This window comes from Chrysiogenes arsenatis DSM 11915 (genome assembly GCF_000469585.1).
GTDB classification, from domain to species: domain Bacteria; phylum Chrysiogenota; class Chrysiogenetes; order Chrysiogenales; family Chrysiogenaceae; genus Chrysiogenes; species Chrysiogenes arsenatis.
In genome coordinates this window covers 93931-108649 of the sequence record NZ_AWNK01000006.1, presented here as the reverse complement: position 1 = coordinate 108649, position 14719 = coordinate 93931, and the positions used below count along the sequence as shown (strand labels likewise).

The 14719-nt window shown below is 51.1% G+C and carries 13 protein-coding genes; 7 read left to right on the top strand and 6 right to left on the bottom strand.

Translation table 11 applies throughout. The features are described from left to right. Positions 1-71: 71 nt before the first annotated feature. Positions 72-1778: a cation:proton antiporter domain-containing protein gene (locus tag P304_RS14020; RefSeq protein WP_051321404.1), complete on the bottom strand. Its 1707-nt coding sequence runs from the start codon at positions 1776-1778 to the stop codon at positions 72-74. A gap of 163 nt (positions 1779-1941) precedes the next feature. On the opposite strand from P304_RS14020, the gene P304_RS0104440 reads away from it, so the two are divergent. Continuing rightward, positions 1942-2202, top strand: coding sequence for a hypothetical protein (locus P304_RS0104440; RefSeq protein WP_027389560.1), 261 nt, complete (start codon positions 1942-1944; stop codon positions 2200-2202). A 12-nt stretch (positions 2203-2214) separates the two neighbouring features. Here P304_RS0104440 and map read toward each other — a convergent pair whose 3' ends face one another. Continuing rightward, the gene (gene map, locus P304_RS0104435; protein ID WP_027389559.1) at positions 2215-2997 is read right to left on the bottom strand and encodes a type I methionyl aminopeptidase; all 783 of its coding nucleotides are present in this window, start codon (positions 2995-2997) and stop codon (positions 2215-2217) included. Between the two features lie 106 nt (positions 2998-3103). Between map and P304_RS0104430 the strand changes: the two genes are divergently transcribed. The 6 genes from P304_RS0104430 to P304_RS0104405 are packed head-to-tail and all read left to right on the top strand — an operon-like array spanning position 3104 to position 9781. Continuing rightward, on the top strand, positions 3104-5848 hold the full coding sequence (locus P304_RS0104430) for a tetratricopeptide repeat protein (protein WP_027389558.1): 2745 nt from the start codon (positions 3104-3106) through the stop codon (positions 5846-5848). Next, positions 5845-6444, top strand: coding sequence for a MotA/TolQ/ExbB proton channel family protein (locus tag P304_RS14015; protein ID WP_034764263.1), 600 nt, complete (start codon positions 5845-5847; stop codon positions 6442-6444). The genes P304_RS0104430 and P304_RS14015 overlap by 4 nt, the downstream gene beginning before the upstream one ends. Continuing rightward, positions 6441-6839 (top strand): ExbD/TolR family protein, encoded by a 399-nt coding sequence (locus P304_RS0104420; RefSeq protein ID WP_027389557.1) that lies wholly within the window; start codon positions 6441-6443, stop codon positions 6837-6839. The genes P304_RS14015 and P304_RS0104420 overlap by 4 nt, the downstream gene beginning before the upstream one ends. A gap of 1 nt (position 6840) precedes the next feature. Beyond that, positions 6841-7608 (top strand): hypothetical protein, encoded by a 768-nt coding sequence (locus tag P304_RS0104415; protein WP_027389556.1) that lies wholly within the window; start codon positions 6841-6843, stop codon positions 7606-7608. 55 nt (positions 7609-7663) lie between these two features. After that, a complete protein-coding gene (locus P304_RS0104410; RefSeq protein WP_027389555.1) occupies positions 7664-8935 on the top strand; it encodes an RsmB/NOP family class I SAM-dependent RNA methyltransferase in 1272 nt (423 codons plus the stop codon). Between the two features lie 6 nt (positions 8936-8941). Beyond that, on the top strand, positions 8942-9781 hold the full coding sequence (locus tag P304_RS0104405) for a mechanosensitive ion channel family protein (protein ID WP_051321403.1): 840 nt from the start codon (positions 8942-8944) through the stop codon (positions 9779-9781). Between the two features lie 37 nt (positions 9782-9818). Here P304_RS0104405 and P304_RS0104400 read toward each other — a convergent pair whose 3' ends face one another. The 4 genes from P304_RS0104400 to pgsA form a co-directional block, all read right to left on the bottom strand. Further along, positions 9819-11096 (bottom strand): GGDEF domain-containing response regulator, encoded by a 1278-nt coding sequence (locus tag P304_RS0104400; RefSeq protein WP_160165010.1) that lies wholly within the window; start codon positions 11094-11096, stop codon positions 9819-9821. Between the two features lie 32 nt (positions 11097-11128). Next, a complete protein-coding gene (locus P304_RS0104395) occupies positions 11129-12160 on the bottom strand; it encodes a branched-chain amino acid aminotransferase (RefSeq protein WP_236613302.1) in 1032 nt (343 codons plus the stop codon). A gap of 72 nt (positions 12161-12232) precedes the next feature. Next, positions 12233-14110 (bottom strand): YcaO-like family protein, encoded by a 1878-nt coding sequence (locus tag P304_RS14010; protein WP_051321401.1) that lies wholly within the window; start codon positions 14108-14110, stop codon positions 12233-12235. Further along, on the bottom strand, positions 14107-14664 hold the full coding sequence (gene pgsA / locus P304_RS0104385) for a CDP-diacylglycerol--glycerol-3-phosphate 3-phosphatidyltransferase (protein WP_027389551.1): 558 nt from the start codon (positions 14662-14664) through the stop codon (positions 14107-14109). Before pgsA ends, P304_RS14010 begins: the two co-directional genes overlap by 4 nt. Positions 14665-14719: the final 55 nt, after the last annotated feature.

Below are 14719 nucleotides of genomic sequence, written 5' to 3'. Positions count from 1 at the left end.
TGACAACGGCGTTGGTATATACGCTGGTTGACAGCGATTGTCAAGCGCACATTTCGCCCGCCGCGAAAAAATCACATGAGCTTGGCTTTTTCGCGCATTTGTGTAATTTCAGCCAGAAATTCCGTGTAGTTGCGTACCGAAAAAATTTCTTCGGAAATCTCCTGATCGCGGAACAAGCCACCAACATCGGCCAAGATATCAAGCTGAACGCCGTTATCATCCTGCGGCGTTAAAATCATGATAAACAAATGCGTCATGTTGCCATCAAGCGAATCGCACTCCACGCCGCGCCGCGAAACACCAATGCAAACGATCGGTTCGCGCAAATGCAGAATTCTCGCATGCGGCACCGCCACGCCACGATCCAGTGCGGTTGACATCAGTTTTTCACGACGCAAGAGTTTGCGCAGCACATCCCGCGCATCAATATCGCGCAGTGAAAGCGACATATGTTCCACCATTTCGCGAATCACTTCTTGCATGGTCGTGCCGTTTACCTCGTTCAGAAAGGTTTTGGATGAGGCAAAATCCTGAAAGTGTACCTTTTTATTGCGGCGCAGAATCGCCTGCAATGTTGTGGCGCTGGTTGCTGACGTCATCAACGCCAAAATTACCAATGCAACAAACATCGAATCGCCAATCAGTCCCATCTGCAAGGCCAGCATGCTCAGGATAATCTCCATGGCGCCGCGTGAGTTCATGGCAAAACCTACCGCCCAGCTATCGCGCCAACTCATGCCGATCAGGCGATTTCCCAGTAGGCATCCACCGACTTTGGTCAGTGTGCCGACGATGAGTACGGTGATCACTAGCAGAATGTCGAAGTGTTCGACAAAATTCACACGCAGTCCAATGCTGGCAAAGAAAAGCGGCGCAAAAATAAACGAGATGAATTGATCGAGTGTCGCCCGTGTCCGCTCCCGCAGGTGGCGTGAATCGCCCAGTGCGATCCCCAGGATAAAGGCACCGAAAATAGCGTGTACGCCAGCCCATTCCGTAAAGGCGGCGCTTAAAAGTCCCAGTGTAACGGCAAAGCCTAATATGCCGCCCGGATAGGTCGTGTAGGCTTTAATCCAAGGCAAGGAGCGATTGATGGCCCAGCGCCCGATGGTCAACACAAAAACGGTAAACAAAATAACCAGCGCGACGGTATTGAAAATATTCGCGAGGTTACCGTCGACTGCCGATCCCATCAAGCCCAGAATAATTGCAAAGACTGTCCAGCCAACCAAGTCGTTGAGCACCGCCGCTCCAATTACGACCATACCGAAGTCGGAGCGGTAGAGATTGAGATCCATCAGTGTTTTGGCAATAACTGGCAGGGCGGAGATGGAAAGGGCAGTGGCAAAGAAGAGTGCGTAGAGATGGATGGAGGTGTGTGACGTAAAGCCCATAAATTCAGGTGCGATGCGGACGAGCGAGTATCCGACCGCAAAAGGAACCAGCATGCCGAACAAAGCCGTTACCATCGCGGCTTTTCCCTGTCGCCAAGCGGTGGAAAGGTCCACCTCCATTCCGGCAACCAGCAAGAAAAGGGTGATCGAGAGGAAGGTTAAGCCATCAAGGGCAATGGCCGCCGAACCCGTAGTGGGAAAGAGCCAATGGTTGACTTCAGGAAGCAACATGCCCAGCAGCGAAGGGCCGAGTGCAATGCCGGCCAGAATCTCCCCCAGCACCGATGGCTGCCCGAACTTGCGTGAAATTTCTCCGAAAATGCGAGCGGCTCCCAGCAGTACCGCAACGGCAAGCAGAAAGCTGAGCATTTCATGTTCAATCATAATCAATCCTCGCTGCGCAAGCGTCGATCATACGTGGCTCCCTTCGTAGCTCTCAGAGAAATCCCGTATTGTCGGGGTGCTGAGTTTTCGCTCAAGCTGTTCAAAAAATCAACCGAAAAGAGATCATACCAACCGCCACAGCAGTGCACAAGGAGGTGCTATCATGAACAGGGACGTTATGCTCCGGCGGGCTCACGACTTTTATCGTGCTTTTTTGCGGGATATCGACAACAAGATCCGCGAAGAAAGCGAGTACGTGGCCAGCCATAAGGTACACAGTCAAGGATTTAATAGTGAGGAACTTGCCGCAGAATTGGCGTATCGCCACGATTTAAACAAGAAAAACCCTTGCTTGCATACAGTGATGAATTACGATTGGGATGGTGCTCTGCGCTACTATCTGCATAAAGACGGGGAAGCATAGCTTTCCCGTCGATCAAATTGAGTGTGGTGGAATGCTCAGTACTTGGGCTTTTCCGTTGACTATTGCCACGGTATGTTCGAATTGTGCCGACAAGGAACCGTCAACCGTGCGAGCCGTCCACCCATCGATTTGGTCGACCTCCGAACGCCAGTTTTTCCCCATATTGATCATTGGTTCAACCGTAAATACCATACCGTTTTGCAGCATTGGCAACGCACTGCGTGAGCTGTAATGCAGCACGGCGGGATCTTCATGGAATGCGGCGCCAATGCCATGGCCGCAGTAATCACGTACCACCGAGTAGTTGAATTTCTTGACGTAGCGCTCAATCGAATCGCCAATGGCGTTAAAACGGTGGCCAACGACTGCCGCTTCTATCCCTTTCCACATCGCCTTTTCCGCCCGCTCCACAAAAAGCTTGACGCCGCTTGGAACTTCACCGACCAGCACCGTGCGCGAAGTATCGCCATAGTAGCCATCGAGAAAAACGGTAATATCAATATTGACGATATCACCGTCTTGCAGCACCACGTCGGGTGACGGAATGCCATGGCAGATGACATCGTTGGGTGAGGTGCAAATGCTTTTGGGGAAGCCACGGTAGTTCAGTGGGGCCGCAAGAGCGCCACGGCTGGCAATGTAACTGGCGCAGAACTCGTCAATGGAAGCAGTATCGACTCCGGGAGCCACTCGCTGGGCAGCAAGTTCAAGTACTTCCGCCGCTAATAATGCGGCACGCGAGATGTTGGCAATAGCGTCCGGCGAGTAGATTTTAATCATATTACGGGATGACATAGGTACTCTCATAGAAAAGATGCTAAGATGTTGAAACGGCACGCAAATTAGCATACTATCGCCCCGCATGAAACACGATTTTCACTTTCTTTCCATAGGAAACACGATGAAACGACTCGCAACTTCACTGACCGTGGCAGCCGCACTGTTCTGCTCCACTCCTGCGTGGGGCGAGACTCTTCCCGCGCTGTCACTCGATACGATCCATATTCCCGTCAAAATTACCGCTGCCGAAAGCACCTATGCGGGCTTTACAGCAGAACAGGTTGTCACCTCATCTGTGCGCTTGCAAGTAGAGGACTACCGTGAAGATGTCGCCCTATCGCGCGAGCAGTTTGGCTATCAAGTTGCGGTGGAAAAACCCGGCGGATGCCTGTTTTCCTCCAACCTTGGTGCGTCGGTAGCGTCAGCACTCAGCGACGAAGGGAAAGCCAAGGCGGCGCGTCTGTACTACACGCAAAAAGAGTACAATAAAGCTATTTCAACCTTGCGTGAAATTCCACAAAAATCACCTTTGATTCCACTGGCACTCTACCTTGAAGCGCTCTCTATGCGCGCTCTTGGGTACGAACCCCGCGCGTTGGAGCTGCTTGGGCAGGCGCGCCAATACACCGCGTCTCCTGTTGCACGCGAGGCGTCATTAGCACTTGCAATTGCGTGGTATAATCTTGGAAATCGTGACTATATTGGTGCCATTGAACAGTTTGTTGCCGGACGTGAATGGGACGCAATCGATGCCACGCCACGGTTATTGTGGCTCAATGCCTTACTTGATAAAGGGCATTACGAGCGGGTGCTCCAATTGACGCCATCATTCCGGCAGACGAATTTTGCCGAATCAGCCTTGTATGTCGAAGCCCAAGCAACACAAAAACTTGGCGATACTGCTGGGGCGCTGGCCATCTATGCCGCTATGGCACGGCGTGGCGAACGCAACGCTCTCCCCTTGGCAATGGAAACGGCTTTTGAGCTTCGCGAGTACGGACAGATACTCGAATTTGCCAAGCTTGCCGAACTCGGTGGAGACACTATTGACAATACGACTGCCCGCTATGCGACGTGGGCGGCGGCACATACCGGTGCGCTTGATGTCGCCAAACGCTGGTTTGAACGGATATCGCTGACGCAGATTCAGGCATACGTGGCCTATCAAGGGTACCAGCTTGCAAGTGACGACACGCTGCGCCGCTACTTTGCCGAATCGCTGCTGCGCGTTGCTCCTGCCGAAAAGCGTGCCGAAGCGCGCTTGCTGCTCACCGAATATTTCATTAACGCAGGGCAGACCGATGCGGGGTGGAAATCGTTGAGTGCGATTGACGAAGCGCAACTGGACAAAGATCAGCGCCCCCAATATCACCTCTTTAACCTGATTCTGCTGAATCAACGACAGGGATATCTGAGCGCGCAGCGCCATATTCAGGCTGGGGATCGCCTCATCCGTCGTCAGCATCCCCTCTACCATCTGTGGCTGTACCAGAAAGCGATTACGTATAACGGCATTGGTAACCTTGATCTGGCTGCAAAGTTTTATGCCGAAGTTCCCAAAGAAAGCCCGTATGCCAGCAACGCGCAACTTAACTTGGCGCATATTCACGGCTACAATGGGAAGTATGCTGCAGCGGAGACGATTTACCTCGCCTTGCTTTCCGCAAATCCCACCGATGAAACGGTGCGCCGTTCGCTTGTTAAGCTCTACAATGGATGGGGTAAGTTTGAAGAAGCCTTACGTTTTTCCAGCACAGGAGGGGTGGCGGATAGTCCGCAGCGAGCGTTAGCGCATTTTAAGCTTGGTGAGTTCGGGCAAGCGTTGGAGCACTATCAAATATGTGCGCAACATTTTTCCGATAGTGCTCCCGGAGCGGCGTGCCGTTACTATCAAGCCCTTTCCGCATTTAACTTGCGCCGCTATGCCGATGTGGCAAAAATCCTTAACGACGCTATGTCGTTATTCGAGCGGCACACGGAATACCGTCAGCGTGCCTTTGTTTTGTTAGGCGATGCGGCGTACAATCAAGGAAAATATGAGTTTGCACTACAAGCTTTTTCGCGCGTCAGCGACGGAAAATTCCATCTTGGTTTGCTTAATACGTTGATCCAGCTCGAAAAAGTTGAAGAAGCGGAAAAATATTTACTGACGCATGAAGCGACGCTGGTCGATGAAATCCGCACCAATGCGATTGCCTTTCTCGCGGAATCGTCGGGACGAGCCGGAGATATGCCGCGCGCGCACCGTTATTACGTCCGTCTTGGCGACGAAGGATCGATTATCCGCCTTGGGCGATTGTACATGGAGCGGGGCGAAATGGTTCCGGCACTACTGTTGTTTGCCGAATACCAAGCGCGTTATCCGGCGTTACGCTTCTTTACCGGTCGTATTTTTTATGAACAGGGTGAATATGCAAATGCTTACGCTGAATTGCGCACGGTTTTAGAACACCCCACGTATGGGGTAGATGCGCGCAAACTGGCTGCTGAAGCAAGTATACACATGAAAAAACCTGATGTAGCGTTGTTGGTAGCGCATGCCGCACATACCCGTGAAACGGCAATGCTTGCCGATGCGTTGCCGATCCTGATTGAGCAGGAGCAACGTGCCTTCGCGCGCACTATTGCGCAGGAATTATTATTTACGTATCTTCAGCATCGCCCTTTAGCGGCGTATGCGTTTGCTTGGTCATACGAAGAAGAAGATATTGAAAAAGCGATTTTAGAGCATCTGAAGGTCACGTACCTGTACGAAAATACCCCCTATGCGCAACAATCGAATCTGCGATTATACGAGCTTTACCTTCGCACCGGACAAACCGATAAGGCCGAGAGGGTAAAACCCAAACAAGGAGAACAGCCATGATAGAAACGGTACTCGGTTATTTTGAAATGGGTGGTTATCCCATTATGACCCCGATTTTTTTGTGTAGTGTGTTTGCACTGGCGATCATTCTGGAAAAATTTCTCACGCTCCGCACCAATCATGTGATTCAACCGCGCATGGTTGATCGAATAAAAAAGGATCTGGCTTCCGGGAAAATCGTCGACGCGATACGCATATGCCAAACCCAGAATTCCCCGATGAGCCGTATTATTCTTGCCGGACTTGAAGCAACGCCGAGTAATGCCCGCAATCGGATTCTTGACGAAGGGAAACTTGAGGCGGCTCGCTTGGAGCGCTATTTGACGTCGCTCGGTACGATTGCCAATATTTCGCCACTACTTGGTCTGCTAGGGACGGTAAGCGGAATGATCAAGGTATTTTTCACGATTAACCAGCAAGGTTTGGGGCAATCGCAAGCGATGGCTGGCGGTATTTCTGAAGCGCTGATTACCACCGCGTTCGGACTGATTGTGGCGATTCCAGCGCTGGCCGCCTACAACTATTTTGACGCCAAGGTGCAACACCTCGTCACCCATATGGAGAAGAATGCTTCTGACATTGCGGGGATGTTATGAAATTCGCCACGGAAAAAAAGCGGCAGCTTACGATCAATCTGACACCGATGATCGATATTGTTTTTTTGCTGCTTATTTTCTTTATGATTACCACAACGTTTGACACGACCGGCGGCATTAGCGTCAACCTCCCCAAAGGGACACAGAGTGCGCAGACGGCTCCCCGGGCACTGGAGATAACCGTCACGGCGGATGGAACGTATCATCGTGACGGGCAGGCGGTTACGCTGGAAACCCTCAATGCAGAAATCCGCCGCCAAACGTTTCCCTCGCTGGTCATTATGGCGGATGAGCGGGTGACGCATGGCAAAGTGGTTGCGCTGATGGATGTCGCCCGCACGGGCGGTATCGAAAAAATATCCATCGCCACCGTGGTAGAAGCGCCTGGACAGTAAAATGAGGCGCTTTTCCGTATTGCTCCTCTTTTCCATTGCCTTGCACGCACTTCTGTTAAGTATGGTGCCGCTGTTCCGTTTTCCGCCATATATTCAAAACGACCCCATCGAAGTTGAATATAAAAAGGTGCTGTTGCCGCATGAAGCGCCACCACAGGATGCACCACCTCCCACGCCACTTGAGCCGCCACAGCGGATAAGTCTGAGTGGTGACCGCCTCCCCATGCTGGCGGCGCGTCAGGTTGATCTCCCCGCCATTGATGGCACGCAACCCTTTGACGAAGAGATCCCTTTGCAAAGCATCATGAGCAAGCTTGAGTTTCATGATCCACTTACTACGCCCGATCAAACCAACCGTCGTCGCCGTCAGGATTTTACCCCTTCGGCACAGCTTTCCTATCTGGACAAGCACATCGAAGCCCTGTACCAGGCGGAACGGACGGCCACGAGCAACGAGCCAACGGTACAGCGCCCATCGGCGGAAGCCTCTCATGCGGTACAGATTCGGGGTGAATTGGCACGTCGCCGCATTGTCTCTCTTCCAGACAGCGCGGCAATTACGGCTCCGTATCGCGCTATCGCCGAAGTGCAGATTGTTGCCGCGCCTAATGGTGTGGTGAGTCGGGCGCTCATTCATCGCTCTACTGGCGACCCGATGCTCGATCTCAAAGCCACCGCTTTTGCCCGTGCTATACGGTTTGATGTGATCGCGGTTGACGGGGAGCAAAGTGGCGTGCTGGTAGTTGAATTTGGCGTGAAGCGAGAGTAGGCTAGCCGGCTGCAGCAAACGAGCACGCTACACACAGTACTTTTGAAGGATGTTTATGACTACACCAACGACGCCAACTGCAACGCCTAAACCTTCGCTACGACTTTTTATTGAAGAATTCGTCCGTTTCTTTGATGGCGAACCCATTTCGCTCAAATGGCTTCAAGAAAAAGTTGCGCCACCGGATCGCGCATGGGTGAAGGAGCTTGGTAGCGGCATTTTCCGTAAACTCGAACTGGTCCATCGCATTGTAGCCGCCTCATGTCACCGTCCGCTGGAGCAGGTTGATCCCTACTTGCGCGCTATTTTGCTGGTAAGTGCCTACCGTGTCTACTATATGCAGACGCCCGATTACGCCGTGGTGGGCGATGCACACGCGTTGTGCCGCCGTCCTGATGAAAAAACATTCATCAATGGTGTCCTGCGCAACCTGACGCAGTACCGCAAAACGGAGGCGCACTTTGCGTACAAAGGGAAAGATACTATTCTGCGCACAATGCTTAATGAAAGCTACCCCGAATGGTTTGTTGCTGATCTTGCGCAGGAAAGGCCTGATGATTTTGAAGCGCTCTTGCACCAGATGAATCAACCGCAGCGGATTACGGGGTATCTCAACAATACTTTGATTCCGGTCGATGGCCTGACGGCGTTTTTAGCCGAAGGGGGAGCAGTTATTTCGCCCGGAGGATTTGTCGCGTTGAACCATTTCGGGGTGACAGCGCTCGATCGCGTGCTTGATATTGCCGCTGCGCCCGGAACGAAAAGCTTGTGGTTGGCACAGCAGCAACCCGCTTTATTGGTAGCGAGCGATGTTGACTTACCACGCCTGCGTCCCATGCGGAGCGAGGCGGAACGTCTGAATCGCACGGCGCCGCTGCTCTGCATTGCGGATGGGAAGTTGCTCCCGTTTGAACCGTGTTCTTTCAGCCGTGTTTTACTTGACGTTCCCTGTAGTGGTACTGGTGTTATTGGCAAGCACCCCGAAGGGAAATACACAAAAAACCGTGAGCTTATTGAGCGGTATGCTGCATTGCAACCGACACTCCTTGACGACGCTTTCCGGATGCTTGCTCCGGGCGGGTTGCTGTGTTACAGCACGTGCTCGCTGTTTCAGTCGGAAAATGATCGTCAAATAGAGCGCCTACTCGCCCAAGAGCCAACGGCACGTCTGGCTTTGCCGGAAGAGCTTCGTTTTCAGAATATTGCGGAGGAGCTGCGCGATGCGGTCGCTCGAAGTATCGAAAAAACAGCCTATGGCTTCTTTGTCAACCCCGCAGTCGCTGGATTGCCCGGTTTCTACTGGAGCTACATCACAAAAGGAGCGTAAATCACTATGGATGGCATTCAAGAATTTATTGCAACGATGAGTGTTGCGTACGGCATGAAAATACTTGGCGGATTAGCAATACTTATTATTGGCTGGTGGGTCGTCAAACGTATTGCCAGTTTTGTCGGAGTATTATTGGAGCGGACACGTCTTGATCCAATGTTTGTTCGTTTTCTGAGTAATTTTGTTTCGGTTGTCGGCCATGTGGTAGTGGTCATTGCGGCGCTGGGTAATTTGGGTGTGAATACCAACTCGGTACTGGCGGTGCTCGGTGCTGCCGGTTTGGCGATAGGTCTTTCGCTGAAAGATTCACTGTCGCACCTTGCTTCGGGAATTCTCATTGCTGTTTTGAAGCTCTTTCGCATAGGTGATTTTGTCGACTTCGGCGGCAAAGCCGGCACCGTTTTAAATACGACCTTGTTTCATGTTGAGCTGAAAACCCCTGACGGGAGAGCTATTTTGGTGCCGAATGCCGAAGTTATCGGTGGTTCCATTATCAACTTTTCCCAGCACCCGCAGCGCCGCGTAGAGTGGATTATCGGAGTGTCGTACCGCGCTGATGTTACGCGTGTCAAAGAGGTGTTGAAAGAGGTGATCAACCGGGATGAGCGGGTCAAAGCAGATCCAGAACCATTTATCGCAGTACATGCTTTAGACAGCAGCAGTGTGAATTTTGTGGTGCGGGCGTGGACAGACGCCGCAAACTTCTGGCCGCTCTACTTCAATTACCTCGAAGAGGTAAAAATCGAACTGGATAAGCAGGGGATTGAAATTCCGTTCCCACAACGCGATGTGCATTTGCACCCATCAGAGTCGTTGGAGAAATTGTTGCAGGCTAAAGGGTAAAAACGTCGGCGGGGTGAAAAATCTTTTCGCCCCACTCTTATACGTATTCGACCCGATTTCGCCCATTATTCTTCGCTCGATAGAGCGCGGTGTCGGCACTGTTAATCAGCGCATTGGCGTCTCTTTGGTCTTCGCTAAATGAGGTTACACCCAAGCTGACGGTCAATTTGTCGATATAATCGAATTCATGTTGTTCGATAGCACGACGTAATTTTTCAGCAAGATGAGTCGCCCCTTCCCGTTTCGTGTTCGGGAGGAGCAGAACGAATTCTTCGCCACCATAGCGGCCAAAAATATCGCAATTGCGAATGACCCCTTGGGTTAACACTACCACTTCTTTCAAAACTGAGTCGCCCACTTGGTGACCGTAGGTGTCGTTCACTCGCTTAAAGTAGTCGATATCAAACATAACCACCGAAAATGGATCATGGAAGCGACCGGAGCGGGCAATTTCCTGATCAAGCTCCTGAAAAAAGAACTTCCGGTTATAGATTCCTGTCAACGGATCTTTCATCGCTTGTTCTTCAAATTTGCGACGTTCCATTTCCAGAGTGGTGACGTTGGAAAGCGATACGATAATCGTGTCGTCATAGCCACAGATATTGGGAGAGTCGTGGACGGCGCTGACACGCACGATATAGGACTGAGCATCAAGTTTCAGTTGGTGGCGACCCACAAGGGATATGATGAATTCTTCGTCAGGGAGGGTCATGATGAGGCGCACCCAATCAGGCATGGCGACGCCTTTATAAAATGAACCCTCTTTTTCTACCAGAAAAGGATCAAGCGTAGAGTGCTCTTTCAGAAATTCTTCCAGAGAGGTAAAGCCGAGGTAATTCAGTAATGCGCGGTTCATGTAGCTGATTTTGCCCTTTTCAAACGTCAGGATAGAGCCGGGACTGTTATCGAGGATCGCTTCTATCAGGCGATTTTTCCGTTCCAGTTCTCGCTTGCGCTCGATGTTTGCGGCAATGTTTTCTATCTGTTCCATGAGTTGACTGGCGCGTAGCGGCTTTTTGATGTACCGGTCAACGCCGACTTCTATGGATTTCAACAGCATATCGGAATCACTGAAGGCTGTTGTAATCAGGATAGGTACCTCGGGAGCAGCGTTACGGATCAAACGAGCCATATCAAGGCCATTCATAAAGGGCATTTGGATATCGGTAACAACAATATCAGGCGAAAAACGTTGGAACATCTCCCAGCCTTCTTCACCATTGCCTGCGGTGTGCAGTGCGCCCACCCGCTTCGCAATGAAGCGAGCGAGAGGTTCGCGGATGTCGATTTCGTCCTCAACATAGAGGACTGACACGTGCTTTAGTGGGGTAAAACTCAAAAAATCTCCTATCCCATTTTTGTGAGCCAGCGAGCAAATGCGGGCTCTTTACCGTTTTGGATATCGATGAGCGTATCGTAGAGCTTCTTTACTTGTGCGCCTGCGTTTATTCCATCACCAAACGTCCACGAACGGTCGCCTGAAGTGATTTTCCCGATGGGCGTTACCACCGCAGCGGTTCCACAACATCCTGCTTCGACAAAAGTGCCCAATTCCTCAAGGGCAACCGGACGACTTTCGACGTTCATACCCAGAAAGAGCGCCACTTCGGTAAGTGATATGCGGGTGATACTTTCTAAAATCGAACTGGAGGCTGGTGTCACGAGCGTGCCATCTGCCGTAATGCCGAAGAAATTTGATGTTCCCGCTTCGTCGATATAGCGCCGCGTCGCCGCGTCCAAGAAGATGGCATCGTCAAAACCGGCATTTTTGGCTTCGCGGCTGGCAATCAGTCCCGCAGCGTAGTTGCCGCCAACCTTTACGTTGCCGGTTCCATGAGGAGCGGCGCGGTCATAACTTGAAACCATAAGTGAAATTGGTTTAAAGCCATTTTTGTAGTAAGGGCCGACGGGAGAACAATAGATAGTGAAAATGTATTCCGAAGCAGGCTTGAGCCCGAGATTATCGCCGATGCCAATGTAAAGCGGACGAATATAGAGTGATGCGCCATGCCCATAGGGTGGAACGTAGGCAAGGTTGTGGTCGATGAGCTTTTGCAGGCCGCCCATGAAGATCTCTTCGGGGATAGGATCCATTAAAAGGCGTGCTGCCGACTGGTTTAAGCGGGCAAAATTCATGTCAGGGCGGAAAACAACGACGTCTCCATTGATTGTCGTATAGGCTTTCATCCCTTCAAAGCACTGTTGGCCGTAGTTGATGGCTTGCGATCCTTCGGAAATGACCATGTCTTTGGTAGGGTTTGCCTCTTCGTGCCACACGCCGTCAGTCAGTTTTGCGCGGTAGCGCCAGCCGGTATCGCGGTATTGAAAACCAAGATTTGCCCAGTCGAGGTTTGCTTTTATCATGTTTGCTGTGCTCATTCCTTCACCTCAGCGTTGTAAAAAACAAGTAAGCCATCATAGTGAGTTTATCGGGTATCGACAACCGATTTTTCACTTGCGGAGTTTGCGAATTTTTGTTGTGGGGGCAATGATTGCATGGAGTTGGTTGCGCAGTTGCAGCATCGTATGATGAGCGGTGAAATGTTTACGAAATTTGGTCTTGTTGGATAGCCATGTCAGTTCTTCTGGTAGTTTTCCGCCGGGCAGTAAACGGCGACACCAATTCACTACCTCTTTTCCGTACAGCGTATTCAGCACGGAAAGGTTTGCCGGATTCTGTGGAGTTTCATCCGCAAGGAGTGCTTCGAAGCAACGGTAGCGGGTTGCCCATTGCGGTGACGGCCTGCCGCCGTAGAGAACCCGATTGCGCAGGGCATCCAGTGCGGCAGGGTATTCCCCTTCAAATTCAAAATCGTCATCCTCTTCATCGAAGAACGGCTTGTCGTATTTTTCAATAGATGTCATGTCTTTCGCCGTTTCCTCGTTCGTTTCGGTACGATACCCATTTACGTAGAGGCTATAGAAAAAGAGAACTTCGCCGACGGTTAACGTTTCCCAAATCGATCCTTCGTCAGGAATAAGGCCAAGCAGGCCGCTGGCCGAATCGATGTCACTATGTAAGCTGGCATCAAGCATATGTTCTATGATTGGGAATAAATCTTCCACACCTTGCTCATGAAGTGAGAGGAGCGTGGTGCGTAGCATGGCGCCATGGACGGTTGAACGCGTCATTAAATCAGGCATTGGATAGATTTCGGAGGCGAAAGGGATGAGAATGCGGCAGGTGTCGACACCCAAGAAGGAGTAATCGGCAATATAGACATCCATATCCATCTCATCAAAAATGGAGAGCAGTTTTTGTGTGTTAAGCTCGTTGTTGGCTTGGGAAAAATCCCATTCGACAAAGTCAAAATCAAAGGTTGTCGCCAGCATGCTCCACGGTAGGTAGCCGTCGGCATTGACAAAATGTGCCTCAAGGTTTTGCGGATCACAGGCCAACTCATAATCGAAGGTCGGTGGGTGGAATCCGTCCAGCATGTCAAGTGAGCGACCCTGTAAGAGTTCGGTCATTGTGCGCTCTAAGGCGACAGCAAAACTTGGATGTGCGCCAAACGATGCGAAGCAGGTGCCATTTTTGGGGTTCAATAGGATGATGCAGATGGCGGGGTAGCGACCACCAAGCGAGGCATCTTTGGCAAGTACTGAGTAACCATGCGCTTCAAGTGCCGCTATTGCTTCGGTCACAGCGGGGTATTTTTTCAGTACGCTTTGTGGGATATCGGGCAGTGCGAATTCCTCCAAGAACACGGCACGCCTTACAAAGCGCTCAATAATTTCCGAAAGGGCTTGTGTGCGACATTCCCACTTGGTGTTGCCTGCTGCCATGCCATTACTGGCGTAGAGGTTAGCGAGCACGGCTGTGGGAAAGTAGATCTCTTTTTTATCGCGCTGACGTACGAAGGGAAGTGCACAAATACCACGGCTCAAATCGCCGGAGTTCGGGTCGCTTAGCATTTCCACGGGCAAGACCCGTTCGTTTGTGTACGCATTATACAGCTCTTTTGTCAAAAGCCCTTTCGGCATTTTTTTGCCAGAGAAATCAAAGTATTTCTCAGATGGATGGTGCAGGAAGGGTGATGCTTCACTCGGTGCATAATAGTCGCTGAAAAAATATTGTGTCGCCAACCGTTCATGGAACTCCCCAAGTGCGCTGGCAAGCGCCGCATCGCGTGTTGATCCTTTGCCGTTCGTGTAGATGCGCGGGTAGTGTTTCAGGCGGAGGTGGAGTGAGTATACGTGTGGGACGGGATTCAGCTCAGACGCAACTTCAACTTCAAACCCAGCGTGTGCCAGTGCTGCTTGGAAGCGGTGGATGGTTTCCTGTACCGGAGAATCCTTGCCGAGGGTGGTGAATGGTGTGTCTGTCATGCGGTTTCCTTTTCTTTATGTTGTTTCCGGTAACGCTGATAGTCGGCAACGTAACGCCATAAGCTATAGTAGGCTAGCACAACAGAAAGCCAGAGCAACAACAGCCCCACCGTATGGAAGTGGAAGACAACCCAATCCCATCGCAGTGTTAAACCAATGACGGCGGCGATTTGTAACCCCATTTTCCATTTCCCATAATTATCGGCGGGCATGACATAGCCGTATGATGACGCGACAGCGCGCAACGCGGTAGCGGCGAATTCTCGTCCAAGGGCGAGCACCACCAGGTAGGCCGCCAGATCACCGCGTTCCACAAGGCATACTAATGCGGTGGTAATCAGAAGTTTGTCGGCAACGGGATCCATGATTTTGCCAAAGTCAGTGATAAGATTATATTTACGTGCAAGATAGCCGTCATAGTAATCGGTTATAGCCGCAAGAGAAAAGATAACAACCGAGACCATGTCAATCCAAAAATCACGGTGATACATGGAAAGAACAAGCACTGGAATGAGGGCAATGCGGAGAAGGGTAAGTTTATTCGGTGTATTCATAGCACGTATCCTGACAACAGAAGAATGTGTGAAATTACGACAAAACGTAGCATAT

Bases quoted from the DNA above. Each gene is read 5' to 3' on its own strand.
- pgsA (WP_027389551.1), bottom strand. From the start codon at position 14,664: ATGAATACACCGAATAAACTTACCCTTCTCCGCATTGCCCTCATTCCA.
- map (WP_027389559.1), bottom strand. From the start codon at position 2,997: ATGTCATCCCGTAATATGATTAAAATCTACTCGCCGGACGCTATTGCC.
- P304_RS0104395 (WP_236613302.1), bottom strand. From the start codon at position 12,160: ATGAGCACAGCAAACATGATAAAAGCAAACCTCGACTGGGCAAATCTT.
- P304_RS0104430 (WP_027389558.1), top strand. From the start codon at position 3,104: ATGAAACGACTCGCAACTTCACTGACCGTGGCAGCCGCACTGTTCTGC.
- P304_RS0104405 (WP_051321403.1), top strand. From the start codon at position 8,942: ATGGATGGCATTCAAGAATTTATTGCAACGATGAGTGTTGCGTACGGC.
- P304_RS14020 (WP_051321404.1), bottom strand. From the start codon at position 1,778: ATGATTGAACATGAAATGCTCAGCTTTCTGCTTGCCGTTGCGGTACTG.
- P304_RS0104440 (WP_027389560.1), top strand. From the start codon at position 1,942: ATGAACAGGGACGTTATGCTCCGGCGGGCTCACGACTTTTATCGTGCT.
- P304_RS14010 (WP_051321401.1), bottom strand. From the start codon at position 14,110: ATGACAGACACACCATTCACCACCCTCGGCAAGGATTCTCCGGTACAG.
- P304_RS0104415 (WP_027389556.1), top strand. From the start codon at position 6,841: ATGAGGCGCTTTTCCGTATTGCTCCTCTTTTCCATTGCCTTGCACGCA.
- P304_RS0104410 (WP_027389555.1), top strand. From the start codon at position 7,664: ATGACTACACCAACGACGCCAACTGCAACGCCTAAACCTTCGCTACGA.
- P304_RS14015 (WP_034764263.1), top strand. From the start codon at position 5,845: ATGATAGAAACGGTACTCGGTTATTTTGAAATGGGTGGTTATCCCATT.
- P304_RS0104420 (WP_027389557.1), top strand. From the start codon at position 6,441: ATGAAATTCGCCACGGAAAAAAAGCGGCAGCTTACGATCAATCTGACA.